17 protein-coding genes (1 of these 17 cut by a window edge) are annotated in these 22795 nt (G+C 69.5%); 10 read left to right on the top strand and 7 right to left on the bottom strand.

What is annotated here, in order from left to right; genetic code table 11:
• Positions 1-4: 4 nt before the first annotated feature.
• Entirely contained in the window at positions 5-1246 is a 1242-nt protein-coding gene (argJ, locus tag F1193_RS13265; protein ID WP_150098285.1) for a bifunctional glutamate N-acetyltransferase/amino-acid acetyltransferase ArgJ, read from the bottom strand.
• 234 nt (positions 1247-1480) lie between these two features.
• Positions 1481-2344 carry a peptidylprolyl isomerase gene (locus F1193_RS13260; RefSeq protein ID WP_150098284.1) on the bottom strand — a complete coding sequence of 288 codons (864 nt, stop codon included), beginning with the start codon at positions 2342-2344 and terminating at the stop codon, positions 1481-1483.
• A 282-nt stretch (positions 2345-2626) separates the two neighbouring features.
• On the opposite strand from F1193_RS13260, the gene secA reads away from it, so the two are divergent.
• The 3 genes from secA (at position 2627) to F1193_RS13245 (ending at position 7010) form a co-directional block, all read left to right on the top strand.
• The gene (secA, locus tag F1193_RS13255; RefSeq protein ID WP_150098283.1) at positions 2627-5440 is read left to right on the top strand and encodes a preprotein translocase subunit SecA; all 2814 of its coding nucleotides are present in this window, start codon (positions 2627-2629) and stop codon (positions 5438-5440) included.
• 236 nt (positions 5441-5676) lie between these two features.
• Positions 5677-6564 (top strand): carbon-nitrogen hydrolase family protein, encoded by an 888-nt coding sequence (locus F1193_RS13250; RefSeq protein WP_150098282.1) that lies wholly within the window; start codon positions 5677-5679, stop codon positions 6562-6564.
• Positions 6561-7010 (top strand): DUF1178 family protein, encoded by a 450-nt coding sequence (locus F1193_RS13245; protein ID WP_150098281.1) that lies wholly within the window; start codon positions 6561-6563, stop codon positions 7008-7010. Before F1193_RS13250 ends, F1193_RS13245 begins: the two co-directional genes overlap by 4 nt.
• Positions 7011-7308: 298 nt before the next feature.
• Here F1193_RS13245 and ubiG read toward each other — a convergent pair whose 3' ends face one another.
• Positions 7309-8061, bottom strand: a complete 753-nt coding sequence (gene ubiG / locus F1193_RS13240; protein ID WP_150098280.1) for a bifunctional 2-polyprenyl-6-hydroxyphenol methylase/3-demethylubiquinol 3-O-methyltransferase UbiG — start codon at positions 8059-8061, stop codon at positions 7309-7311.
• Between the two features lie 388 nt (positions 8062-8449).
• Here ubiG and F1193_RS13235 point away from each other — a divergent pair, with 388 nt between their 5' ends.
• From F1193_RS13235 to F1193_RS13210, 6 genes are all read left to right on the top strand, one after another.
• Positions 8450-9001: a PAS domain-containing protein gene (locus F1193_RS13235; protein WP_150098279.1), complete on the top strand. Its 552-nt coding sequence runs from the start codon at positions 8450-8452 to the stop codon at positions 8999-9001.
• 213 nt (positions 9002-9214) lie between these two features.
• Complete coding sequence (locus F1193_RS13230) at positions 9215-10468, top strand: aspartate kinase (protein WP_150098278.1); 1254 nt, start codon at positions 9215-9217, stop codon at positions 10466-10468.
• A 125-nt stretch (positions 10469-10593) separates the two neighbouring features.
• Positions 10594-12861 carry a phosphoenolpyruvate--protein phosphotransferase gene (gene ptsP / locus F1193_RS13225; RefSeq protein ID WP_150098277.1) on the top strand — a complete coding sequence of 756 codons (2268 nt, stop codon included), beginning with the start codon at positions 10594-10596 and terminating at the stop codon, positions 12859-12861.
• A 90-nt stretch (positions 12862-12951) separates the two neighbouring features.
• Positions 12952-14028: a peptide chain release factor 1 gene (prfA, locus tag F1193_RS13220; RefSeq protein ID WP_150098276.1), complete on the top strand. Its 1077-nt coding sequence runs from the start codon at positions 12952-12954 to the stop codon at positions 14026-14028.
• Positions 14025-14942: a peptide chain release factor N(5)-glutamine methyltransferase gene (prmC, locus tag F1193_RS13215; RefSeq protein WP_342781824.1), complete on the top strand. Its 918-nt coding sequence runs from the start codon at positions 14025-14027 to the stop codon at positions 14940-14942. Before prfA ends, prmC begins: the two co-directional genes overlap by 4 nt.
• Positions 14943-15361: 419 nt before the next feature.
• Positions 15362-16063 carry a DUF4167 domain-containing protein gene (locus F1193_RS13210; RefSeq protein WP_246164393.1) on the top strand — a complete coding sequence of 234 codons (702 nt, stop codon included), beginning with the start codon at positions 15362-15364 and terminating at the stop codon, positions 16061-16063.
• A 15-nt stretch (positions 16064-16078) separates the two neighbouring features.
• On the opposite strand, the gene F1193_RS13205 is transcribed toward F1193_RS13210, so the two are convergent.
• On the bottom strand, positions 16079-16870 hold the full coding sequence (locus F1193_RS13205; protein ID WP_425457240.1) for an MOSC domain-containing protein: 792 nt from the start codon (positions 16868-16870) through the stop codon (positions 16079-16081).
• Between the two features lie 223 nt (positions 16871-17093).
• Between F1193_RS13205 and clpB the strand changes: the two genes are divergently transcribed.
• The gene (clpB, locus tag F1193_RS13200; protein ID WP_150098273.1) at positions 17094-19694 is read left to right on the top strand and encodes an ATP-dependent chaperone ClpB; all 2601 of its coding nucleotides are present in this window, start codon (positions 17094-17096) and stop codon (positions 19692-19694) included.
• A 211-nt stretch (positions 19695-19905) separates the two neighbouring features.
• Here clpB and F1193_RS13195 read toward each other — a convergent pair whose 3' ends face one another.
• The 3 genes from F1193_RS13195 to F1193_RS13185 all read right to left on the bottom strand — a co-directional run.
• Positions 19906-20391: a collagen-like protein gene (locus tag F1193_RS13195; protein ID WP_170263633.1), complete on the bottom strand. Its 486-nt coding sequence runs from the start codon at positions 20389-20391 to the stop codon at positions 19906-19908.
• Between the two features lie 186 nt (positions 20392-20577).
• Positions 20578-20997, bottom strand: a complete 420-nt coding sequence (locus F1193_RS17680; protein ID WP_210247374.1) for a collagen-like protein — start codon at positions 20995-20997, stop codon at positions 20578-20580.
• A gap of 161 nt (positions 20998-21158) precedes the next feature.
• Positions 21159-22795, bottom strand: partial view of a M23 family metallopeptidase gene (locus tag F1193_RS13185; RefSeq protein WP_246164391.1) — the 3' portion only. Its footprint extends 340 nt past the window's final position; the window shows 1637 of its 1977 coding nt (coding positions 341-1977); the start codon falls outside the window, past its right edge — the gene reads right to left on this strand; its stop codon occupies positions 21159-21161.

The raw sequence follows: 22795 nt of genomic DNA, 5'->3' as shown, positions 1-22795 counted from the left end.
CCGGCTACGACCTGTAATCGCCATTGATCGCCACATACTCCTTGGTCAGGTCGCAGGTCCACACCGTGTCGGACGCCTCGCCCAAAGCGAGGTCGACCTTCAGCTCGATCTCGTCGCGGCGCATGTAGGTGGAGGCCTCGGCCTCGTCGTAGGCGGGATCGCGCGCCCCCCGGCAGGCGACGCGGATGTCGCCGAACCAGATGGTCAGCTTGTCGCGGTCGGCCGGCTCGCCGGCCTTGCCGACCGCCATCACCACCCGGCCCCAATTGGCGTCCTCGCCGGCGATCGCCGTCTTCACCAGCGGCGAATTGGCGATCGACATGGCGATGCGCCGTGCCGAGCGCTTCGAGGTGGCGCCGGAGACGGTGATGGTGACGAACTTGCGCGCGCCCTCGCCGTCGCGCGCCACCTGCCGGGCGAGATCGCCCATCAGGTCGAACAGGGCGGCGCGGAACTCGGCGAGCCGCTTGTCGCGGGTCTCCTCGATCAGCGGCGCGCCGCGCGTTGCCGCGGCCCCGGTGGCGAACATTAGCAGCGTGTCGGAGGTGGAGGTGTCGCCGTCGATGGTGAGGGCGTTGAAGGTGTCGATCACCCCGCGGTCGAGCAGGCTCTGCAGCACGGGTGCGGCGATCGGCGCGTCGGTCACCACGAAGGACAGCATGGTCGCCATGTCGGGCGCGATCATGCCGGCTCCCTTGGCGATGCCGACCAGCGTCACCGGAACGCCGCCGAGATCGACGGTGCGGGTCGCCACCTTGGGGAAGGTGTCGGTGGTCATGATGGCCTTGGCCGCCTCCAGCCACGGCCCGTCGGCGGCGCGCGCGGCGCAGTCGGTCAGCACGCCCTCGAACTTGGAGGCGTCGAGCGGCTCGCCGATCACGCCGGTCGAGGCCAGGAACACCTCGCGCGTCTTGCAGCCGGCGGCGGCGGCGGCCAGCTCGGCGGTGCGCTTGACGGCGGCGCGCCCGGCCTTGCCGGTGAAGGCGTTGGCATTGCCGGAATTGACGACGAGGGCGCGGGCCTTGCCGGCGGCGAGCCTGGCCTCGCACCATTCGACCGGTGCCGACGGGCACTTGGAGCGCGTGAACACGCCGGCAGCCGTGGTGCCGCGGTCGAACACCATCAGCAGCACGTCGGTGCGGTTCTTGTAGCGGATGCCGGCTTCGGCCGTGGCAAAGCGCACGCCGTCGACCGGCGGCAGCTCAGGGTAGGACTTGGGGGCGAGGGGGGAGACAGTTTGGGACATGGCGGCCTCGTAAGCGAGGCCGTCCTTTGCCCGACCCACCGGCGGTGTGCAAGACCGGCGTGAGCGGCACGGCCTGCAGCACCTTTTGCAATTTGCGGTGTCCGGCGTCAGCACCCGCTGCCGGACCGGCCGGACCGCGTCGCGGCCCGGACGTCGGCACGCGCCGACCCCCTGTTCGGAAACGGGTCTTCGGCGAGTGCCAGGAGTGCGCCGGCGCTTCGGCCGGCGTCGACGTCACTTCTTGTCGGCGGGGGCCGGCGCGGGGGCGGGCGCGCCGATGCGCTCGATCTTGGCGGACTCGCGCAGCTTCAGCACCAAGTCGCTCTGCGCCTTGTGCTCGACGAACTGCTCGATCTGCGACTTCACTTCCTCGAACTTCGGCGGCTGGCGCGGGCGGACGTCCTCGATCTTGATGACGTGCCAGCCGAACTGGGTCTTGACCGGATCGGCGATCTCGCCCTTGGCGGTCTTGAAGGCCACCACGGCGAATTCGGGCACCATCTGGTCCTTGGTGAAGTAGCCGAGGTCGCCGCCATCGGCCGAGCCGGCGTCCTTCGAGTTCTTCTTGGCCAGGTCCGCAAAGTCGGCGCCGCCGCGGGCCTGCTTGACCAGATCCTTGGCCTTGTCCTCGCTGTCCACCAGGATGTGGCGGGCGCGCACTTCCTGGTCCTTGGCGAGGGTCTTGGTGGTCTCGGCGTAGATCTTCTGCAGGTCGGCTTGGGCCAGCGCATCCTTGGCCGTCTTTTCCATCAGCGCTTCCATCAGGACGCGCTGGCGGGCGTGGGCCATCTTCTTCTTGAAATCAGGCGTATCCTGCAGCTTCTGGCTCTCGGCCGCCTTGGCCAGCAGGACGATATCGGTCGCGTAATTGACGAGCGCCTCGCGGCGCTGCTCGGGCGTCGCGGCCGGCAGGTTGGCGCCGATCGCATCTTCGATCAAATTCAGGTCACTTTCGAAAACTTCGACGCCGTCGACTTTGGCGACAACGGCATCGGCCAAGGCCGCGCCCGGCACCGCGAAGGCGGCAGCGAGCATGGCCGCCGCCAGGACGAAGCGGGCCGGCAGCAAAGCGGTTCGACGGGCAGTACGATCGGTCATTGCATCATCCTTTTAGGAAAGCGCGGCGGATGCATGCGCCCATCCGCGGCGATTGACAAGGCGAAAGCCCGTCCATATCTCCCAAGCGCTCAACGTGCGCGCAGCGTGTCTGGCGCGAACGTGACCCGGGCGCGGAAAATCCTCAGAATTGCCCGGTTTTCGCCCCTTTGTCGCGCCACCGACCACCCGTTCGGCCGGCGCGTTGCCGGCGCAGCGGTTCGAGCTTAGCGGTTCGCTTGCGATGACCCTGCGACGATTGGCCAGCACCCAAGGTGATCTTCCATGTTCGGCGCCCTCGCAACCAAGCTGTTCGGTTCGTCCAACGACCGGAAGGTGAAGGCCTATCACCCCCGGGTCGCCGCCATCAACGCGCTGGAGCCGGCCTTCGCCAAGCTCTCCGACGACGCCCTGCGGGCCAAGACCGAGGAGTTCCGCTCCCGGGTCGAAGGCGGCGCCGAACTGGACGAGCTTCTGCCCGAGGCCTTCGCCGCGGTGCGCGAGGCCGCCAAGCGCACCTTGGGTCAGCGCCACTTCGACGTCCAGCTCATCGGCGGCATGGTGCTGCACGAGGGCAAGATCGCCGAGATGAAGACCGGCGAAGGCAAGACGCTGGTCGCCACCCTGCCGGTCTATCTCAATGCCCTGGCCGGCAAGGGCGTCCACGTCGTCACCGTCAACGACTATCTCGCCCGCCGCGACGCCGAGTGGATGGGCCAGATCTACAAGTTCCTCGGGCTCACCGTCGGCGTGATCGTCCACGGCCTCGACGATGACGAGCGGCGCGAGGCCTATGCCAGCGACGTCACCTACGGCACCAATAACGAGCTTGGCTTCGACTATCTGCGCGACAATATGAAATACGACATGTCGCAGATGGTCCAGCGCGGCCATGTCTACGGCATCGTCGACGAGGTCGACTCGATCCTGATCGACGAGGCGCGCACGCCGCTGATCATCTCCGGACCGCTCGACGACCGGTCCGAATTCTACAACACCATCGACGCCTTCATTCCGCGGCTCTCCAAGGAAGACTACGAGCTGGACGAGAAGCAGCGCACGGTGGTGATGACCGAGGCCGGCACCGAGAAGATGGAGCAGATGCTGCGCGAGGCCGGCCTGCTCAAGACCGACGACATGTACGACGTCGAGAACGTCTCGGTCGTCCACCACGTCAACCAGGCGCTGCGCGCCCACAGGCTGTTCACCCGCGACAAGGACTATATCGTCCGCAATGGCGAGGTGGTGATCATCGACGAGTTCACCGGCCGCATGATGCCGGGGCGCCGCTTCTCGGAAGGGCTGCACCAGGCGCTGGAGGCCAAGGAGCACGTCCAGATCCAGCCCGAGAACCAGACGCTGGCCTCGATCACCTTCCAGAACTACTTCCGCATGTACGAGAAGCTGGCCGGCATGACCGGCACGGCGCTCACCGAGGCGGACGAGCTCATGGACATTTACGGCCTCGAAGTGATCGAGGTGCCGACCAACATGCCGGTGGCGCGCCGCGACGAGGACGACGAGGTCTACCGCACCGCGCCCGAGAAGTACCGCGCCATCATCGAGCTGCTGAAGGAGTGCAAGACCAAGGGCCAGCCGGTGCTGGTCGGCACCACCTCGATCGAGAAGTCGGAGCTGCTGGCCGACCTCCTGAAGAAGGAAGGCTTCATCCAGAAGGACTTTTCCGATCCCACCGCGTTCGCCGGGCTGTTCGACGAGGAGCACGCCACCACCGACAAGGTGTTCGCGGTGCTCAATGCCCGCTATCACGAGCAGGAGGCGCAGATCGTCTCCCAGGCCGGCGCGGCCGGCGCCATCACCATCGCCACCAACATGGCCGGCCGCGGCACCGACATCCAGCTCGGCGGCAATCCCGACATGCGCATCAAGGCCGAGCTGGCCGGGATCGAGCCCGGACCGGAGTTCGACCGCCGCGCCGCCGAGATCCGCGCCCAGTGCGCGCGCATGAAGGAGCGGGCGCTGAAGGCCGGCGGCCTGTTCGTGCTCGGCACCGAGCGCCACGAGAGCCGGCGCATCGACAACCAGCTGCGCGGCCGCTCCGGCCGCCAGGGCGACCCCGGCCGGTCCAAGTTCTTCCTGTCGCTCGACGACGACCTGATGCGCATCTTCGGGTCGGACCGGCTCGACGGCATGCTGCAGAAGCTCGGCCTCAAGGAGGGCGAGGCGATCGTCCACCCCTGGATCAACAAGGCGCTGGAGAAGGCCCAGGGCAAGGTCGAGGCGCGCAATTTCGACGCGCGCAAGAACATCCTGAAATACGACGACGTCATGAACGACCAGCGCAAGGTCGTGTTCAGCCAGCGCATCGAGCTGATGAAGGACGCGAACGTCGCCGAGACGGTCAAGGAGATGCGCCACGCGGTGATCGACGACCTCGTCGGCCGCCACATCCCGGCCAATGCCTATCCCGAGCAGTGGGACGCTGCCGGCCTCAAGGAGGAAGTGGCGAACCTGCTGGCGCTCGACCTGCCGGTCGACGAGTGGGCCCGGGAAGAGGGCATCGCCGACGAGGAGGTGCGCGAGCGCCTGTTCAAGGCCTCCGACGAGGTGATGGCGAAGAAGCTCGACGCCTACGGCCCCGAGGTCATGACCTATGTCGAGAAGAGCATCCTGCTGCAGGCGCTCGACCATTTCTGGCGCGAGCACCTCGTCACCCTCGACCATCTGCGCCAGGTGATCGGCCTGCGCGGCTATGGCCAGCGCGATCCGCTCAACGAATACAAGTCCGAGGCCTTCAACCTCTTCCAGGGGCTGCTCGACCGGCTGCGCGAGGCGGTCACCGCCCAGCTCATGCGGGTGGAGATCATGACCCAGCCGATGCAGCCAGAGCTGCCGGACATGGTCGCCCACCATATCGACCCGATGACCGGCCTCGACGAGCTCGCCGGCGACGCCGATCCGATCGCCCAGGCCGGGCGGATGCTGGGGCTCTCGGCGCAGGATGGCGACGCGCCCGAAATGGCGGCGGCCGAGCGCGACCCGGCCGATCCGTCGACCTGGGGCAAGGTCGGCCGCAACGAGCCCTGCCCCTGCGGCTCGGGCAAGAAGTTCAAGCACTGCCACGGCCGGCTGGCCTGATGCGGTTTCCGGACGATCCCTCTGGGATCCCGGAGACGATCTCGCCGGGATACGCCTGATCCCGAGGGCCGCGCGGGCGGCCTCTCCGCCTGCGCGTGTGCCGCTGGCCGCGGCTGCCGCGCGATTGTGGACGGGCCGGTCGGCAAGACGGCAAGATGACGATAGGATGATCGGCCGATCATCGTATCTTCATCGGGCGCCGTCCTTGTCCGCGCCGCAACACGACGAGTCTTGCCATGACCACCAGTTCCGGTTCGCCCGCCACGTTCCGCGTCGCGCTCGCCCAGATGCGCACCGGCCGGTCGGTCGCGGCCAATGTCGACGCGGCGGCGGCCCTGGTGCGCGAGGCCAAGGCGGCGGGCGCCGACTATGTGCTGACGCCGGAAATGACCTCGCTGATGGAGGATGACCGGGCGCGGCTGTTCGACACCCTGGCCGGGGAGGCCGACGATCCGGCGCTGGCCGATTTCAGGGCGCTGGCGCGCACCCTCGGCCTGTGGCTGCACATCGGCTCGCTGCCGCTCAAGGTGTCGCCGGATCGGGCGGCCAACCGCGCCTTCGTGATCGCCCCCACCGGCGACATCGCCGCCCGCTACGACAAGATCCACATGTTCGACGTCGATCTCGCCGGCGGCGAAAGCTACCGCGAGTCGGAGTCGTTCGTGCCGGGCGACGCCGCGGTGCTGGCCGACCTGCCGTGGGGGCGGATCGGCCTGTCGATCTGCTACGATTTGCGGTTTCCGGCGCTCTACCGGGCGCTGGCCGAGGCCGGGGCGTCGTTTCTCGCGGTGCCGGCGGCGTTCACCCGCCAGACCGGCGAGGCGCACTGGCACGTGCTGCTGCGGGCGCGGGCGATCGAGACCGGCTGCTTCGTGCTGGCGGCGGCGCAGGGCGGCCACCACGAATGCGGGCGCGAGACCTTCGGCCATTCGCTGATCGTCGACCCGTGGGGCCGCATCCTGGCCGAGGGCGGCACCACGCCGGGCCTGGTGATCGCCGACATCGATCCGTCCGAGGTGGTGGCGGCGCGCGGCCGCGTGCCCTCGCTCCAGCACGGCCGCCGCTTCTCGGTGGTCGAGCCCGCGGCCGAGCCGCGCCTGCACGTGATCGGGGGCGGGCCATGATTCGCTACGCGCTGCGCTGCGAGGCGGGCCACGCGTTCGAAAGCTGGTTTCCGTCCTTCGAAGCCTTCGAGCAGCAGCGCCAGCGCGGGCTGGTGGCCTGCCCGCTGTGCGGCTCGGCCAAGGTCGAAAAGCAGCTCATGGCGCCCTCGGTGGTGCGGGCCGGCCGCGAGTCGCCGGCGCCCGCGCCGCTCCCGGCCCAGCCGGTGGCGCTGATGGCGCCGGAGGATCAGGAGCTGCGCGCCAAGCTGCAGGCGCTGCGCACCCACCTGACCGAGAATTCCGACTATGTCGGCCCGAGCTTTTCCGACGAGGCGCGCCGCATGCACGCCGGCGAGAGCGCCCACCGCTCGATCTGGGGGGAAGCCACCGCCGAGGACGCCCGAGCTCTGGTCGAGGACGGCATCGAGGTGGTGCCGCTGCCGCCGGCGTTCGAGGACTGCAACTGACGCCGGGAATCTTCGTCCGGCGTCATCCCGGGCGAGCGTCAGCGAGACCCGGGATCGTTATCCGAAAAGGCCCCCTTCCTGCAGACGGTCCCGGCTCGGCGCTTTGCGCCGTCCGGGACGACGACTCTTTCCTTGTCATCCCGGGCGAGCGTCAGCGAGACCCGGGATCGCTATCAGGAAAAGGCCTCTTCCGGAAAACGGTCCCGGCTCGGCGCTGCGCGCCGTCCGGGACGACGTGAGGCGGGGCCGGTCCCGGCTCGGCGCGGCGCCGCCCGGGACGACGCGAGGCCCGCGGTCGTCAGGCCGGGCGGGTGGCCACCACCATGTAGTTGACGCTGGTGTCGCGCGACAGGCGCCACACGTCGGCGAGCGGGTTGTAGACCACGCCCATCTCCTCCCCCATCCGCAGGCCGGCCGCGGTCAGGGCGCCCGACAGCTCCTCGGGCGTGACGAACTTGTCCCACTGGTGGGTGCCGCGCGGCAGCCAGCCCAGCACGTATTCGGCGCCGACGATGGCCATCGCGAAGCTCTTGAGCGTGCGGTTGAGGGTGGCGGCGATCATCAGGCCGCCCGGCTTCACCATCTCGGCGCAGCGGCTGAGGAACAGCGTCACGTCGGCGACGTGCTCGACCACCTCCATCGCCAGCACCACGTCGAACCGCTCGCCGGCCTCGGCCAGCGCCTCGGCCGTGGTGTGCCGGTAGTCGATCTTCACCCCGCTCTTCTCGGCGTGGAGGCTCGCCACCTTGATGTTTACCGGCGAGGCGTCGGCGCTGACCATGTCGGCGCCGAGCTTGGCCAGCGGCTCGGACAGCAGCCCGCCGCCGCAGCCGATATCGAGGAACCGCAGCCCGGCGAGCGGCTGGGGCGCCTTCGGGTCGCGGCCGAAATGGCCGCAGACCTGGTCGCGGACATAGGCGATGCGCACGGGATTGAACTTGTGCAGCGGCCGCATCTTGCCGTGCGGATCCCACCATCCCTCCGCCAGCGCGGAAAACCGAGCCACCTCGGCGTCGTCGACGGTCGTGGCGAACGGCTGAGCATTGGACATGGTGACTCCCCTTCGACTCGTGTTCGGCGGTGCCGGCCCGCACCGCACCGCGCCGTGCGGCGCAACCCTATAGCCTGCCTCACCGGACGGCGTCGATCACCCGCGCGCCGCCGCGATGAGAGGAGCCGCGACGGCTTTCCGGCAAAGGTTGCGGTTGCGACCGGAATTTGCGGCTGCGAGCATTTTTACCGCACCTGCGAAAAACTAAGTACGCGCTGAAACGGATCGCCTTTCAGCCCAGACGTCGGGGTGATAAATGTCCCCGCCCAATGGCCTGCTGGCGTGACGCCAAGCATTCGGGCCTGTGCGCTGCCGAAAAAGCGCAGGGGTAATCCCTCTCGATAGCTGGGGCGGATAGGTTCAGAAGGGCGAAACCAGGGGGTAGCTGATGTACTGCGAATTCCACGACGAAGAAATATCAGCGCGTGCCGGTGCGAAGGAAATCGCCGAACTGGTGGCGCTGTACACCAAGTCGGCCAATGGCACCGGCCGTCCGTCGCTTGCCGCCATCGGCCGCGACAAGATCGACGCCTATCTCGAGGATCTGGCGATCCTGCAGCCGGTGGGCGGCGATTTCATCTATCGCCACTATGGCGCCAATGTCGCCGAGATCGCCGGCACCGACATGACCGGCCGCCGGGTCAGCGAGTTCGAGGGCAAGGTCGCCGAGTTCTTCCGCGCCTGCTACGACCGCGCCCTGAAGAGCGGGCGCCCGCTGCACACCCTGCACTGCACGCTCGACGAGGCCGATTCCCACCTGTGGGAGCGCCTGCTGCTGCCGGTGACCGACGAGGAGGGCAACGACCTCCTGGTGGTGTTCAACAGCTCGCAGGAAGCCCACTTCGCCGCCGACCTCGCCGACACCCCGGCGCTCGCCAACCTGTCGAAGGGCACGGGCAAGTATGTCGACGTGCACCAGGTCGGCATGGTGAGCTGCTGAGTCTCGCCTGATACGCGGCCGACGGCCCCGTGCGTCCGCGTTCGGGGCCGTCGGCTTGTGTCCCGCCGTCCGTTTCGCTTCCCGCTCCTGGTTTCGTTTCCCTTGGCGCGCAGCGATTGATCCCGCCGCGGGGCGCAGCTATGTAGGCGCCGCCCCGCCCGGGCATTGGCCCGGCGTCCCGCTCGGCCCCTTCGGGAGAGGCGCATCCCATCCATGCCCCGTCTCGTCATGAAATTCGGCGGCACGTCCGTCGCCAATATCGAACGCATCCGCAACGTCGCCCGCCACGTCAAGCGCGAGGTCGATGCCGGCTACCACGTCGCGGTGGTGGTCTCGGCGATGTCGGGCAAGACCAACGAGCTGGTCTCCTGGTGCCGGGATGCCGCCCCGCTCTACGACACGCGCGAATACGATGTGGTGGTGGCGTCGGGCGAGCAGGTGACCTCCGGCCTTCTGGCGGTCGTGCTGCGCAACATGGGCGTGCCGGCGCGCTCCTGGCAGGGCTGGCAGATTCCGATCCTGACCGACGGCGCCCATAGTGCGGCCCGCATCCAGGAGATCGACGGCAGCAATCTCGCGGACGGCTTCGCCAAGGGCGAGGTGGCGGTGATCTCCGGCTTCCAGGGCGTGCACCGGGAGACGGGGCGAATCACCACGCTCGGCCGCGGCGGCTCGGACACCTCGGCGGTGGCGGTGGCCGCCGCCATCGGCGCCGAGCGCTGCGACATCTATACCGACGTCGACGGCGTCTATACGACCGACCCGCGCGTGGTGCCGCAGGCGCGCCGCCTGCCCAAGGTGGCGTTCGAGGAGATGCTGGAGATGGCCTCGCTCGGCGCCAAGGTGCTGCAGGTGCGCTCGGTGGAGCTCGCCATGGTGCACCGGGTGCGCACCTTCGTGCGCTCCTCGTTCGAGGCGCCCGACGCCCCCCAGACCGACGCCAACGGCAATCCGCCCGGCACGCTCATTTGCGATGAGGAGGAGATCGTGGAACAGCAGACCGTCACCGGTATCGCCTTCTCCCGCGACGAGACGCAGATCACGATCCGCCGGGTCGCCGACAAGCCGGGGGTCGCCGCCTCGGTGTTCGGGCCGCTGACGGACGGCAGCATCAATGTCGACATGATCGTCCAGAACATTTCCGAGGACGGCCGACACACCGACATCACCTTCACCGTGCCCTCCGCCGACTATGAGCGCGCCATGGACGTGCTGGGAAGGCTGAAGGAGAAGATCGGCTATGCCCGCGTCGAGGGCGAGACCAATGTCGCCAAGGTGTCGGTGATCGGCATCGGCATGCGCAGCCATGCCGGGGTTGCGGCGCAATGTTTCCGGTCTCTGGCCGAGAACGGCATCAATATTCGCGCCATCACCACGTCGGAGATCAAGATCTCCGTGCTGATCGATGCCGAGCGGGTCGACGAGGCGGTGCGCGCGCTGCACGTGGTCTACGGGCTCGCGGGGTAGGTCCGGCGCCGCCCTTTCCTCGCCCACCCGGAGTCCGTAGCGGTTGACGGCGCTGCCCCCGGATGCTTCATCCGGCTGGACACTGACTCGACCCGGCCGCTCGGCTAGGCAATCGCGAGAAGGAAATGCGCGGCTCGCTCGGAGGCCCGCGCGTGCTGCTTCGGCGCCTCCGCGAGGTGATGGCGCAACGGGTCAGCGCGCAGGAGCGCCTCGACAAAATCGTGGTGCTGATCGCCGCCAACATGGTGGCGGAGGTTTGTTCCGTCTACGTTCTGCGCGTCGACGGCACCCTCGAACTCTACGCCACCGAGGGCCTGAACCGCGCCGCAGTCCACCAGACGGTGATGCGGGCCGGCGAAGGCCTGGTCGGCCTGGTGGCGCGCGAGGCCAAGCCGCTCAACCTGCCCAACGCCCAGGCCCACCCCGCCTTCGCCTTCAAGCCGGAGACCGGCGAGGAGATCTATCACTCCTTCCTCGGCGTGCCGATCCTGCGCGCCGGCAACACGCTCGGCGTGCTGGTGGTGCAGAACCGCGCCCACCGCATCTACAGCGAGGAGGAGATCGAGGCGCTGCAGACCACCGCCATGGTGCTGGCGGAGATGATCGCCTCGGGCGAACTGTCGGCGCTGGCGCGCCCCGGCGCCGAGCCGGCGGCGCGGCGGACGCTGCACGTCACCGGCCTCGGCCTGTCCGACGGCGTCGGGCTCGGCCACGTGGTGCTGCACGAGCCGCGGGTGGTGGTGACCAATTTCATCGCCGAGGACGTGGCGCGCGAGGTGGCCCGGCTCGACCGGGCGGTCGACGCGCTCCGGGCCTCGATCGATTCGATGCTCGATGGCGGCGAGATCGACCCGGCCGGCGAACACCGCGACGTGCTCGAAACCTACCGCATGTTCGCCCACGACCGCGGCTGGATACGCCGGCTGCGCGAGGCGGTGCTGACCGGGCTCACCGCGGAAGCCGCGGTCGAGCGCGTTCAGTCGGACACCCGCGCCCGCATGATGCGGCAGGCCGACCCGTTCATCCGCGAGCGGCTGCACGATCTCGACGACCTCGCCCACCGCCTGATGCGCGAGCTGATGGGCCGCACCCACGCCCCCAAGACCGAGCGCCTGCCCAAGGACGCGATCATCGTCGCCCGCAACATGAGCCCGGCGGCGCTGCTCGATTACGACCGCACCCGCGTGCGCGGCCTGGTGCTCGAAGAGGGCGGGCCGATGAGCCACGTCGCCATCGTGGCGCGGGCGATCGGCGTGCCCACCGTCGGCCAGATCGCCAATGCCGCGGGCCTGGTCGATCAGGGCGACGCGATCATCGTCGATGGCGCCAGCGGCGAGATCCACATCAGGCCGCAGGCCGACGTCCAGGCCGCCTATGCGGAGAAGGCGCGCCTGCGCGCCAGGAAGCAGAAGCAGTTCGCCGCGCTGCGCGACAAGCCGTGCGTGACCCGCGACGGCGAGCACGTCGCGCTCAACATCAATGCCGGCCTGCTGGTCGACCTGCCGCACATCGCCGAGACCGGGGCGGCCGGCATCGGCCTGTTCCGCACCGAGATGCAGTTCATGGTGGCGGCGTCCTTCCCGCGCTCGGGCGAACAGGAACGGCTCTACCGCGCCGTGCTTGACGCCGCCGGCGACCGGCCGGTGACGTTCCGCACCCTCGATATCGGCGGCGACAAGGTGCTGCCCTACATGCGCTCGTTCGAGGAGGAGAACCCGGCGCTCGGCTGGCGCGCCATCCGCCTCGGGCTCGACCGGCCGGGCCTGTTGCGCAGCCAGGTGCGGGCCATGCTGAAGGCGGCGGCCGGGCGCAATCTGCGCCTGATGTTCCCGATGGTCGCCGACGTCGCCGAGTTCGAACGGGCGCGTGCCATCGTCGAGCGCGAGCTGACCCATTTGCGCCGCCACGGCTATCTGCTGCCCGAGCAGCTTCAGGTCGGGGTGATGGTCGAGGTGCCCTCGCTGCTGTTCGAGCTCGACGAGTTGTTCGCCCGCACCGATTTCGTGTCGGTGGGGACCAACGACCTCGTCCAGTTCCTCTATGCCGCCGACCGCGGCAACACCCGGGTGTCGGACCGCTTCGACCCCTTGAGCGTGCCGGTGCTGCGGGCGCTCAAGCGCATCATCGATATCGGCCAGGTGCACGGCAAGCCCGTCACGCTGTGCGGCGAGATGGCCTCGCAGCCGCTGGGCGCGGTGGCGCTGGTCGCGCTGGGCTACCGCTCGCTGTCGGTGTCGGTGGCGGCGGTCGGCCCGGTCAAGGCGGTGCTGCGCCATCTCGATGCCCGGCGCGCCGCCCAGCGCATCCTGCCCTGGCTCGAAGGCTGCTGCAGCGACACGCGGCTGCGCGAGCGCCTGCACGCCTTCGCCGAGTCGGAAGCGCTGCCTCTCTAGATGAGCGTGGAGCCGGCGGCGTTTGCGCCGTCCGGTGGGGCGGGCGGTCGCGGGTATTCAGACGTGCATTGATTTCACGAAGGGTTCGACATGCTGCCTGCAGCGCGCCTGGATGCGCTCCTCGCCCGCCATGCCGATATCGGCGCCGAACTGGCGGCGGCATCGGGGGCCGAGGCGATCGCCCGGCTGTCGCGCGAGTTCAAGGATCTCGACCGCGTGGTCGAGCGCGTCCGCGCCTATCGCGCCGCGGCGCGCGAGCTTGCCGACCTCGATTCGCTTCTCGCCGAGCCGGCGATCGACGCCGAGATGGCGGCGCTGGCCCGCGGCGAGCGGCCCGCCCTGCAGGAGCGGCTGGCGCGGCTCGAACACGAGGTGCGCCTGGCGCTGCTGCCCAAGGACGCCATGGACGACCGCAGCGTCATCCTGGAAGTGCGCGCCGGCACCGGCGGCGACGAGGCGGCGCTGTTCGCCGGCGACCTGTTCCGCATGTACCAGCGCTACGCCGGCTTGCAGGGCTGGAGCGTCGAGGTCATCTCGGTCAGCGAGGGCACCGCCGGCGGCTTTAAGGAAATCGTCGCCGAAATCAAGGGCGAGGGGGCGTTCGCCCGGCTCAAGTTCGAATCGGGCACCCACCGCGTCCAGCGCGTGCCGGCGACCGAGACATCCGGGCGCATCCACACCTCGGCGGCGACGGTGGCGGTGCTGCCTGAGATCGAGGACGTCGACGTCGCCATCGACGAGAAGGATCTGCGCATCGACACCATGCGGTCGGGCGGCGCCGGCGGCCAGCACGTCAACAAGACCGAATCGGCGGTGCGAATCACCCACCTGCCCACCGGCATCGTCGTGCTGGTGCAGGAGGAGCGCTCCCAGCACCGCAACAAGGCCAAGGCGATGGCGCATCTGCGCGCCAAGATCTTCGACATGCAGGAGCAGGCCCGCGCCAGCGCGCGTGCCGCCGACCGGCGGCTGCAGGTCGGCTCGGGCGACCGGTCCGAGCGCATCCGTACCTACAATTTCCCGCAAGGTCGCGTCACCGACCACCGCATCAATCTCACGCTCTACAAGCTGCCGCAGGTGCTGGCCGGCGACTCCTTGAGCGAACTGATCGACGCCCTGGTCGCCGAGCACCAGGCGGCGCTGCTGGCCGCGGACGAGACGGCGTGATCGCGCCCGACACCGCCATCGCCGCGGCGCGCCGCCGGGTGCGCGACGCGCTGGTTGCCGCCGGCATTCCGGACGCCGAGACCGACGCCCGCCATCTCGTCGCGCTGGCCTGCGGCCTCGACCCGGCGGGGCTGATCGTGGCCGCCGATCGGCCGCTCGGCGCCGCGGCCGCCGCGACGCTCGACCGGCTGGTGGCACGGCGGCTTGCCCGCGAGCCGGTGGCGCGGCTGATCGGCGCGCGCGAGTTCTGGGGCCTGCGGTTCGCTCTTTCGCCCGCCACGCTGGTGCCGCGGCCGGACACCGAGACGCTGGTGGAAGCCGTGCTTGAGGCGCGGCCCGACCGGGCTGTGGCGCTGCGCCTCGCCGATCTCGGCACCGGCACCGGGGCGCTGCTCGCGGCGCTGCTCGTCGAATATCCGCAGGCGATTGGCGTCGGCACCGACCGCAGCCTTGCGACGCTGGTCGCCGCGCGCGCCAATCTCGACCGGCTGGGCCTTCGCGACCGGGCGGTACTGGTCGCCGGAGACTGGGGCACGGCGCTTGGCGGCGGCTTCGACGTGGTGGTGTCGAACCCGCCCTATATCGCCACGGGCGAGATCGAAGGTCTCGATCCCGAGGTGCGCGACCACGAGCCCAAGGCGGCGCTCGACGGCGGGCCGGACGGGCTCGATGCCTATCGGGCGATCCTGGCCGATCTCGCCCGCCTGTTGCGGCCCGGCGGGCTGGCGGTGCTGGAGCTTGGCGCCGGCCAGGCTGCTTCGGTCGCCGGGATTGCCGCTTCGGCAGGCTTGGTCGCGGTGCGTACGGCGCGGGATCTGGCGGGGATCGAGCGGGCGCTGATCGCCGCCGCGCCCGAGGCCGCCGCCCGAGGCGCTGGCGTAAAAGAGCTTGGATCAGGCGGCAAAACCGACTAGGGTCCGAACCGGAATCGGACCCGGACGACGGGGCGCGGGTAGGGCGGACCTGAACGGCGCGGACCGGAAGGGCCATGTCCGGCGGGGCCGGGGAACATGTCCTCGCGGTTCATGATCAGCCGAGCTGAGAGATCTCCCCGGGTACAAGCTCCACCGATTCGCGAACGGTAGCTGAAATCGATGCAGCGCGGGCAGGGGACTTGGTTCTTCGTGGCTGCATCCTGTGAACAGGGGCATCGGTCCGCAAGACGCGCTCTGACGATCTCGCCGGCGTGTGACGCCGGCGGCCGGCATTGGCATTGCGGTTGCCGAAGCCCAGCATTGTCTGGCCGCCCGAACCGGGGTCGGACCCCATGCGCGCGACGCGCGTCCGAGACGAAACGAGTACGGCATCGATGAGAAATGGACAGCAGAAGCGTATGCGTGGCCGAAGCAGCAGCAACGGCAATCGGCGCGGCCAGAATCCGCTGACCCGGGTCTTCGAATCGAACGGGCCGGACGTCAAGATCAGGGGCACTGCTGCCCATATCGCCGAGAAATACGTTCAGCTCGCGCGCGATTCGCAGACCTCCGGCGACCATGTCGCGGCCGAGAACTACCTTCAGCACGCCGAACACTATTTCCGCATGATCTCGGCCGCCCAGGCCCAGTTCCAGCAGAGCCAGGGCTATAGCGGCCGGCCCGACGAGCAGCGCGACGAGAGCGAGGACGATGAGGAGCCGATGATGCCGGGCCTCACCCATCCCGGCCTTGCCCGCCTGCACGAGCAGGAGCGCGCCGCCAGCAACCAGCCGCAGCCGAGCCGCGAGCCGCCGCCGTCGCCGCCGCCGCGCTATTCCGACCAGCCGCGCTATCCGGACCAGCCGCGCTTCGTCGAGCCGCAGCCCCAGCCGGTCGTCGGCGAGGATGCGCCGGCCTTCGGCGGCCTGCCCGCCTTCATCACCGGCGCCCAGCCGCCGGCCGCCGCCGGTTTCGAAGGCGCTGCCGGCGAGCGTGAGGCGCGCGGCTTCCGCCGCCGCCGCCGCCACCGCTTCCCGTCGCGCGGCGACCAGGCCGGCGGCGAGGGTGGCGAAGGCGGCGAAGCCGCCGCGGCGCCCGCCGGCGATCCGCCCTCGACGTAAGCGGCCCCCGCTGCGTCAGGTCGGTGATCCGGACTTCGGCTCGATCGCGAAGGGCTCGCCCTCGTCGATGCGGCCGCCGGTCAGCACCTCGCAATAGATGCCGCAATCGGCGTGTTCCAGGTGGGTCATGAGCGTGCGCGGGATATAGAAGTCGCGCCGGCCGCTGCGCGGATCGACATTGGCCGCGGCGCAGCGCTGGGTGCGCGCGGTCACGCGCAGCCGCACCCCCCGGGCGAAGGCCAGCGTCCGCCCCACCAGGTCAAGCTCCGCCCAGGCCGGCCAGCCCTCGACATAGAGATTGGCGCGAAAGCGCAAGGGATCGACCGGCCCGCCGACCCAATCCTCGATGGCCGCGACGCTCGCCAGATTGACGATCGACACGAAGCCGCGCCGCGAATCGGTGAAGCGGAAGCCGTCGCGCGCGGCGAGCAGCCGCAAGGGGCCGCGCTGCGCCTCGGCCGGCAGGTGCGCGGTCAGGAAGTCCTCGACCGCGGCCCGCCCCTCCGGACGGCTGAGGTCGCCTTGCACCTCCGCGCCGTCGCGGTGCAGCGTCAGGGTGCGCTCAAGGTCGCTGTAGCGGCTGGCGATCTCGGCCAGCGCCGCGCACTGCATCAGCGTCAGGAACCGGGTCTTGGGCAGGTGGGCCGGGGCCGAGTCGTCGAAGCCCGAGGGCCCGTTCTCGACCGCGAACAGCCGGTCGCCGGGGAAATAGCCGCCGGCCGCAAGGTCGGCGTGGCGGGTCGGCTGGGGCGACAGGCCCTTGACCGGATAGCGATACATTGCGGCAACGCGAAGCGGCGCGGGCATCATTCCATCCTTGCTGGCCGGCGCGGCCCGGCCTGAAACTGGGCTTCGGCTCCGGCGATTCCGGCGGCGGGCCCTGCGTGCAAGGCGGCCGTCGTCCCCCCTTTTGTTGCCGAACGGCAACACCCATATGCAAACTGCAGGACGCTTCGGGTCCTGACAAGATGACATCGGCGGCCGGCGACGGGCCTTTTCGGGCGGCGACGGCGGGCCAGGGGAGAAGGCGATGAACGTCGAGAAATATACCGAACGGGCGCGGGGATTCATCCAGTCGGCCCAGTCGCTGGCGCTTCGCGAGGGCCACCAGCAGTTCACCCCCGAGCACGTGCTCAAGGTTCTGCTCGATGATCCCGAGGGGATGGCGGCGGGGCTGATCGGTCAGGCGGGCGGCGACGCCAAGGCGGCGTTGCGCGCCACCGAGGCGGCGCTCGCCAAGCTGCCCAAGGTGCAGGGGTCGGGCGCCGGCCAGCTCTATCTCGCGCCGGGCACCGCGCGCCTGTTCGCGGAAGCCGAGAAGATCGCCGACAAGGCGGGCGACAGCTTCGTCACCGTCGAGCGGCTTCTGCTTGCGCTCGCCCTCGACACGGACACCGAGGCCGGAAAGATCCTCAAGGCCGCGGGCGTCACGCCGCAGGGGCTGAACACCGCGATCAATGCGTTGCGCAAGGGCCGCGCCGCCGATTCGGCCACCGCCGAGAACGCCTATGACGCGCTCAAGAAATATGCCCGCGACCTGACCCAGGCGGCGCGCGACGGCAAGCTCGATCCGGTGATCGGCCGCGACGAGGAGATCCGGCGCGCCATCCAGGTGCTGTCGCGCCGCACCAAGAACAATCCGGTGCTGATCGGCGAGCCCGGCGTCGGCAAAACCGCGATCGTCGAGGGCCTCGCGCTGCGCATCGTCAATGGTGACGTGCCCGAGAGCCTCAAGGACAAGCGGGTGCTGGCGCTCGACATGGGCGCCTTGATCGCCGGGGCGAAGTATCGCGGCGAGTTCGAGGAGCGGCTCAAGGCGATCCTCAACGAGGTGACGGCGGCCGAGGGCGACATCATCCTGTTCATCGACGAGATGCACACGCTGGTCGGCGCCGGCAAGGCCGAGGGCGCGATGGACGCCTCGAACCTGCTGAAGCCGGCGCTGGCGCGCGGCGAACTGCACTGCATCGGCGCCACCACGCTCAACGAATACCGCAAGCACGTCGAGAAGGACGCGGCGCTGGCGCGGCGCTTCCAGCCGGTGTTCGTCTCCGAGCCCTCGGTCGAGGACACCATCTCGATCCTGCGCGGGCTCAAGGAGAAGTACGAGCTGCACCACGGCGTGCGAATCACCGACGGCGCCATCGTCGCCGCGGCGACGCTGTCGAACCGCTACATCACCGACCGCTTCCTGCCCGACAAGGCGATCGATCTCGTCGACGAGGCGGCCTCGCGCCTGCGCATGCAGGTCGATTCGAAGCCCGAGGCGCTCGACGAGATCGACCGGCGAATCGTGCAGCTCAAGATCGAGGAGCAGGCGCTGGCCAAGGAGACCGATGCGGCCTCCAAGGACCGGCTGGTGCGGCTGCGGCGCGAGCTGGCCGATGCCGAGCAGCAGTCGGCCGAACTCACCGCGCGCTGGCGCGCCGACAAGAGCAAGCTCGCCTCGGCGCAGAAACTGAAGGAGCAGCTCGAACAGGCGCGCAACGACCTCGCCAACGCCCAGCGCCGCGGCGAATACCAGCGCGCCGGCGAGCTGACCTATGGCGTGATTCCCGATCTCGAAAAGCGGCTGAAGGCGGCCGAGGAGAGCGAGGTGGACGCCATGGTGGAGGAGGCGGTGACGCCGAATCACGTGGCGCAGGTGGTGTCGCGCTGGACCGGCGTGCCGGTCGACAAGATGCTCGAAGGCGAGAAGGATAAGCTTTTGCGCATGGAGAGCGCGCTGGCCAAGCGCGTCGTCGGCCAGGAGGAGGCGGTGAAGGCGGTCTCCACCGCGGTGCGCCGCGCCCGCGCCGGCCTGCAGGATCCGAACCGGCCGATCGGCTCGTTCATGTTCCTGGGTCCCACCGGCGTCGGCAAGACCGAACTGACCAAGGCCTTGGCGGCGTTCCTGTTCGACGACGAGACGGCGCTGATTCGCATCGACATGTCGGAGTACATGGAAAAGCACGCCGTGGCTCGGCTGATCGGCGCGCCGCCCGGCTATGTCGGCTATGAGGAGGGCGGCGCGCTCACCGAAGCGGTGCGGCGGCGGCCCTATCAGGTGATCCTGTTCGACGAGATCGAGAAGGCGCACCCCGACGTCTTCAACGTGCTGCTGCAGGTGCTCGACGACGGCCGCCTCACCGACGGCCAGGGCCGCACCGTCGACTTCCGCAACACGCTGATCGTCATGACCTCGAATCTCGGCGCGGAATATCTCGTCTCGCTCGCCGACAACGAGGACGTCGACGTCGTGCGCGACCAGGTGATGGCGGTGGTGCGGGCGAACTTCCGGCCCGAATTCCTCAACCGCGTCGACGAGGTGATCCTGTTCCACCGGCTCAAGCGCGAGCAGATGGCGTCGATCGTCGACATCCAGATGCACCGGCTGCAGGCGCTGCTCGACGAGCGCAAGATCACGCTCGACCTCAAGCCCGAGGCGCGGGCGTGGCTCGCCGAGAAGGGCTGGGATCCGGCCTATGGCGCGCGGCCGCTGAAGCGGGTGATCCAGAAGACCGTGCAGGATCCGCTGGCCGAGAAGATCCTGGCCGGCGACATCCAGGATGGCAGCGTGGTCGAGGTGAGCGTGGGCGAAGGCGAGCTTATCTTCACCGCGCACGCCCGCACCGTCGACCGGGCTGCGTGACCCAAGGCTGCGTGAATGAGGGCTGCGTGAATGAGGGCTGCGCGCTCGGGAGCGAACGTCCCGGCGCCCGACATGCGAACTCCGGCCGCACGGGCCGGAGTTCGTTTTTTGAGGTGCGGCGCGATCGGCCCGGAGCCGAATCATCCGGCTTCCGGCCGATCAAGCCTTCGAGCCGTCGTCGGATCGCGGGTGGCGAATCACGCCCGGAGACTCACTTGCCGGCATCGCCCTTCGGGCCGCGCGGACCCGCGGGGCCGGCCGGGCCAGCAGGCCCGGCGGGACCGGCAGGGCCCTGCGGGCCGGCTGCGCCCGGCTCGCCCTTCGGGCCGGCAGGCCCCTGCGGACCGGCTGCGCCCGGCTCGCCCTTCGGGCCGGCGGCACCCTGCGGACCGGCCGGGCCGGGTTCCCCCTTGGGACCGCACATCGCGATCACCACGTCGCGGGTCTCCTCGCCGGCCTTCAGCGTCACGGTGCAGTTGGCCGGGAAGTAATCGAGCTTCAGCGTGAATCGCCGGTCTGCGCCGGTCGTCACGGAGCCGCGCTCGCCGTCGGCCGTCACGACCTGCTTGGCGGCGGAGGTGCGACCCTGAATCACCACCGCGCCACCAGAGATGCGTGCGTCCCGAATCTGGATCTCGGCCAAGGCCGGGCCGCTGGCCGCGACCAGGACCGGAAGGACGTAAAACCATTTATTCATTGCGAATCCTCGTCGTGGCCGCCGCAGGTGAACGTGACATTTCCGCTTGGGCGGCAGCCTGACGTCCATGCTAAGCGGGAATTTCAAACTTCGCCATGACAGGAACGGGCCATGCGAAACTCCACAAGCCGGCGCCGAGAATATCGGCGCCGGCTTGTGTAGAAGCGCGACTGGAGATCAGCGAGATCAGCGCTTCGGGCCGGCAGGGCCCTGCGGGCCGGCAGGCCCCTGCGGTCCGGCCGGGCCCTGCGGTCCGGCAGCGCCAGCCGGCCCGGCGGGGCCGGCATCGCCCTTGTCGCCCTTCTCGCCCTTGTCGCCCCTGGGGCCGCAAAAGGCCACCACGACGTTGCGGGTATCGTCGCCGGACTTCAGCGAGACCGTGCAGTCCTTCGGGAGATAGTCGAGCTCCAGCGTGAAAGACCGGTTCGCCGCGCTGGTGACGGTGACGCGGCCATCGGCGACGACGTTCTGCTTGCCGGCGGCGGTGCGGCCCTTGATCACGACGGCGCCGGCCGAGATGCGGGCGTCATTGATCTCGATCCCGGCCGCGAGCGCCGGGCCGGCGGCGACGAGCAGCACCGGAAGGGCATAAATCAATCTCTTCATTGCGAATCCTCGTGCGGGCCGCCGCGGGTGGACGGTCGCTTTCGGCTTGAGGCGACGGCCTGACTTGCATGCTAGCGCGTCATTCCGCCGCGGGGGACGAAAAGTGGAGCGGGCAATCCGGTGGCGGAAGGTTTTTTACCGGTCGAGGTAACTTAATAGGGTCAGCCGCGGCGGCCGGGCGTCCCCGCCACGCGCGCGGGATTTCCGACCGACTCCAGGATCTGGTTGATCCGCTCGCGCTCGCGCTCGAACTCGGCGAGGAACCTGCCTTCGAGCGAGCGGCCGCGGGGCAGCTTGACGCGCAGCGGATCGACGGTGCGGTTGTTGACGATGACCTCGTAGTGCAGATGCGGGCCGGTCGACAGGCCGGTGGAGCCGACGAAGCCGATGAGCTGGCCCTGGCGGACGCGCGCCCCCTGGGTGATGCCGCGGGCGAAGCCGGACATGTGGCCGTAGGCGCTCTCGTAGCCGTTGTTGTGGCGCAGGCGGACATACTTGCCGTAGCCCGATTCCCAGCCGGCCTTTCCCACCACGCCGTTGCCCGCGGCATAGATCGGCGTGCCGTGCGGCGCGGCCCAGTCGACGCCCGAGTGCATCTTGACGTAACCGAGGATCGGGTGGCGCCGCATGCCGTAGCCGCGGCTGAAGGTGCCGCCCTCCATCGGCTTGCGCATCAGGAACTTCTTCGCGCTCTTGGCGGACTCGTCGTAATAGTCGACGACCTGATCGTCGCTGGTGAGAAACCGGTAGTAGTGCCGCGTTTCGCCGGCGACGGTGAGCGAGGCGTAGAGTACCTCGCTGCGGCCCTCGGCGGCGGCGTCCTCGGCATAGAGCACGTCGAACGCATCGCCTGCGCGCACCCGCTTCTGGAAGTCGACGTCGTAGGCGTAGATGCGGATCAGGTCGTCCACCACTTGGCGCGGCACCTGCTGGCGCAGCGCGGTTTCGTAGATCGACTGGTAGAGCCGCACGCCGCGGCCGTCGTCCTCGTCCTCGTCCTCGTCCCTATCGCGGGCCGGGGTCTTGCTTGTGGCGATGCGCGGCTCCTCGCGCGGGGCCTCGACCTGCACCCAGCGGCCGAGGTCGGACAGCGCCACCGAGCCCTCGTGGCCGTGATCGCCGAACACCGAAACCCGCAGCACCTGCAGGCCCTGGCCGTTGGGCGCAGGGGCCATCAGAATGCGCAGGCGGGCGCCGTCGTCGATCGAGCCGTCGCGGCCGCGCTTGCCGAAGGCCTTGACCGCCTCGCGGGCCATGGCGAGCGAGGTGCCCTGCTCGGCCAGGATGGAGACGATGGTCTCGCCACGCTTCACCACCACGGTGCGCTCGACATAGTCGGTGCCGCCGGTGTTCTCGCTGGCGGTCTTGCCCACCGTGGTCATGTTCTCGACGAAGGAGGAGAACACGTCCTGCAGCGCGCCGTCATTGGCGTAGGCCAGCCGCTCGCCGGCCAGCGCCGCCGCTGGCACCGGCGGCAGGCTGCCTGGCCGGGCGCGCCCGGCCAGGGCCTCGCGCACCTGGGCCATCACCTCTTCAATGGACAGCGCGGCCACCAGTTTGACGTTGGAGGACAAGTTGCCGAAATCGCGCGTGGTGATGGCGAGGTCGCCGTCGGGCTCCTGCGACAGCGTCTCGCGGACGAACACCTGGTCGGTCTGCAGGCGTAGCGGGTTGAACGGCGGGATGCCGCTCGACAGGCTGGTTGTGGTCTGGACGAGATTGGTGGCGACGCGGGTGAATGGCCGCTGGCGGAAGATCTCGCGGTCGCCGATCTTGGTGGAGACCGGGATGCGCTGGG

It is taken from the genome of Blastochloris sulfoviridis (assembly GCF_008630065.1).
GTDB classification, from domain to species: Bacteria; Pseudomonadota; Alphaproteobacteria; order Rhizobiales; family Xanthobacteraceae; genus Blastochloris; species Blastochloris sulfoviridis.
This window is presented reverse-complemented; position numbering and strand designations above follow the sequence as displayed.

Coding starts and splice junctions, on each gene's coding strand:
- argJ (WP_150098285.1), bottom strand. CDS start 1,246: ATGTCCCAAACTGTCTCCCCCCTCGCCCCCAAGTCCTACCCTGAGCTG.
- F1193_RS13260 (WP_150098284.1), bottom strand. CDS start 2,344: ATGACCGATCGTACTGCCCGTCGAACCGCTTTGCTGCCGGCCCGCTTC.
- secA (WP_150098283.1), top strand. CDS start 2,627: ATGTTCGGCGCCCTCGCAACCAAGCTGTTCGGTTCGTCCAACGACCGG.
- F1193_RS13250 (WP_150098282.1), top strand. CDS start 5,677: ATGACCACCAGTTCCGGTTCGCCCGCCACGTTCCGCGTCGCGCTCGCC.
- F1193_RS13245 (WP_150098281.1), top strand. CDS start 6,561: ATGATTCGCTACGCGCTGCGCTGCGAGGCGGGCCACGCGTTCGAAAGC.
- ubiG (WP_150098280.1), bottom strand. CDS start 8,061: ATGTCCAATGCTCAGCCGTTCGCCACGACCGTCGACGACGCCGAGGTG.
- F1193_RS13235 (WP_150098279.1), top strand. CDS start 8,450: ATGTACTGCGAATTCCACGACGAAGAAATATCAGCGCGTGCCGGTGCG.
- F1193_RS13230 (WP_150098278.1), top strand. CDS start 9,215: ATGCCCCGTCTCGTCATGAAATTCGGCGGCACGTCCGTCGCCAATATC.
- ptsP (WP_150098277.1), top strand. CDS start 10,594: ATGCGCGGCTCGCTCGGAGGCCCGCGCGTGCTGCTTCGGCGCCTCCGC.
- prfA (WP_150098276.1), top strand. CDS start 12,952: ATGCTGCCTGCAGCGCGCCTGGATGCGCTCCTCGCCCGCCATGCCGAT.
- F1193_RS13210 (WP_246164393.1), top strand. CDS start 15,362: ATGCGTGGCCGAAGCAGCAGCAACGGCAATCGGCGCGGCCAGAATCCG.
- F1193_RS13205 (WP_425457240.1), bottom strand. CDS start 16,870: ATGCCCGCGCCGCTTCGCGTTGCCGCAATGTATCGCTATCCGGTCAAG.
- clpB (WP_150098273.1), top strand. CDS start 17,094: ATGAACGTCGAGAAATATACCGAACGGGCGCGGGGATTCATCCAGTCG.
- F1193_RS13195 (WP_170263633.1), bottom strand. CDS start 20,391: ATGAATAAATGGTTTTACGTCCTTCCGGTCCTGGTCGCGGCCAGCGGC.
- F1193_RS17680 (WP_210247374.1), bottom strand. CDS start 20,997: ATGAAGAGATTGATTTATGCCCTTCCGGTGCTGCTCGTCGCCGCCGGC.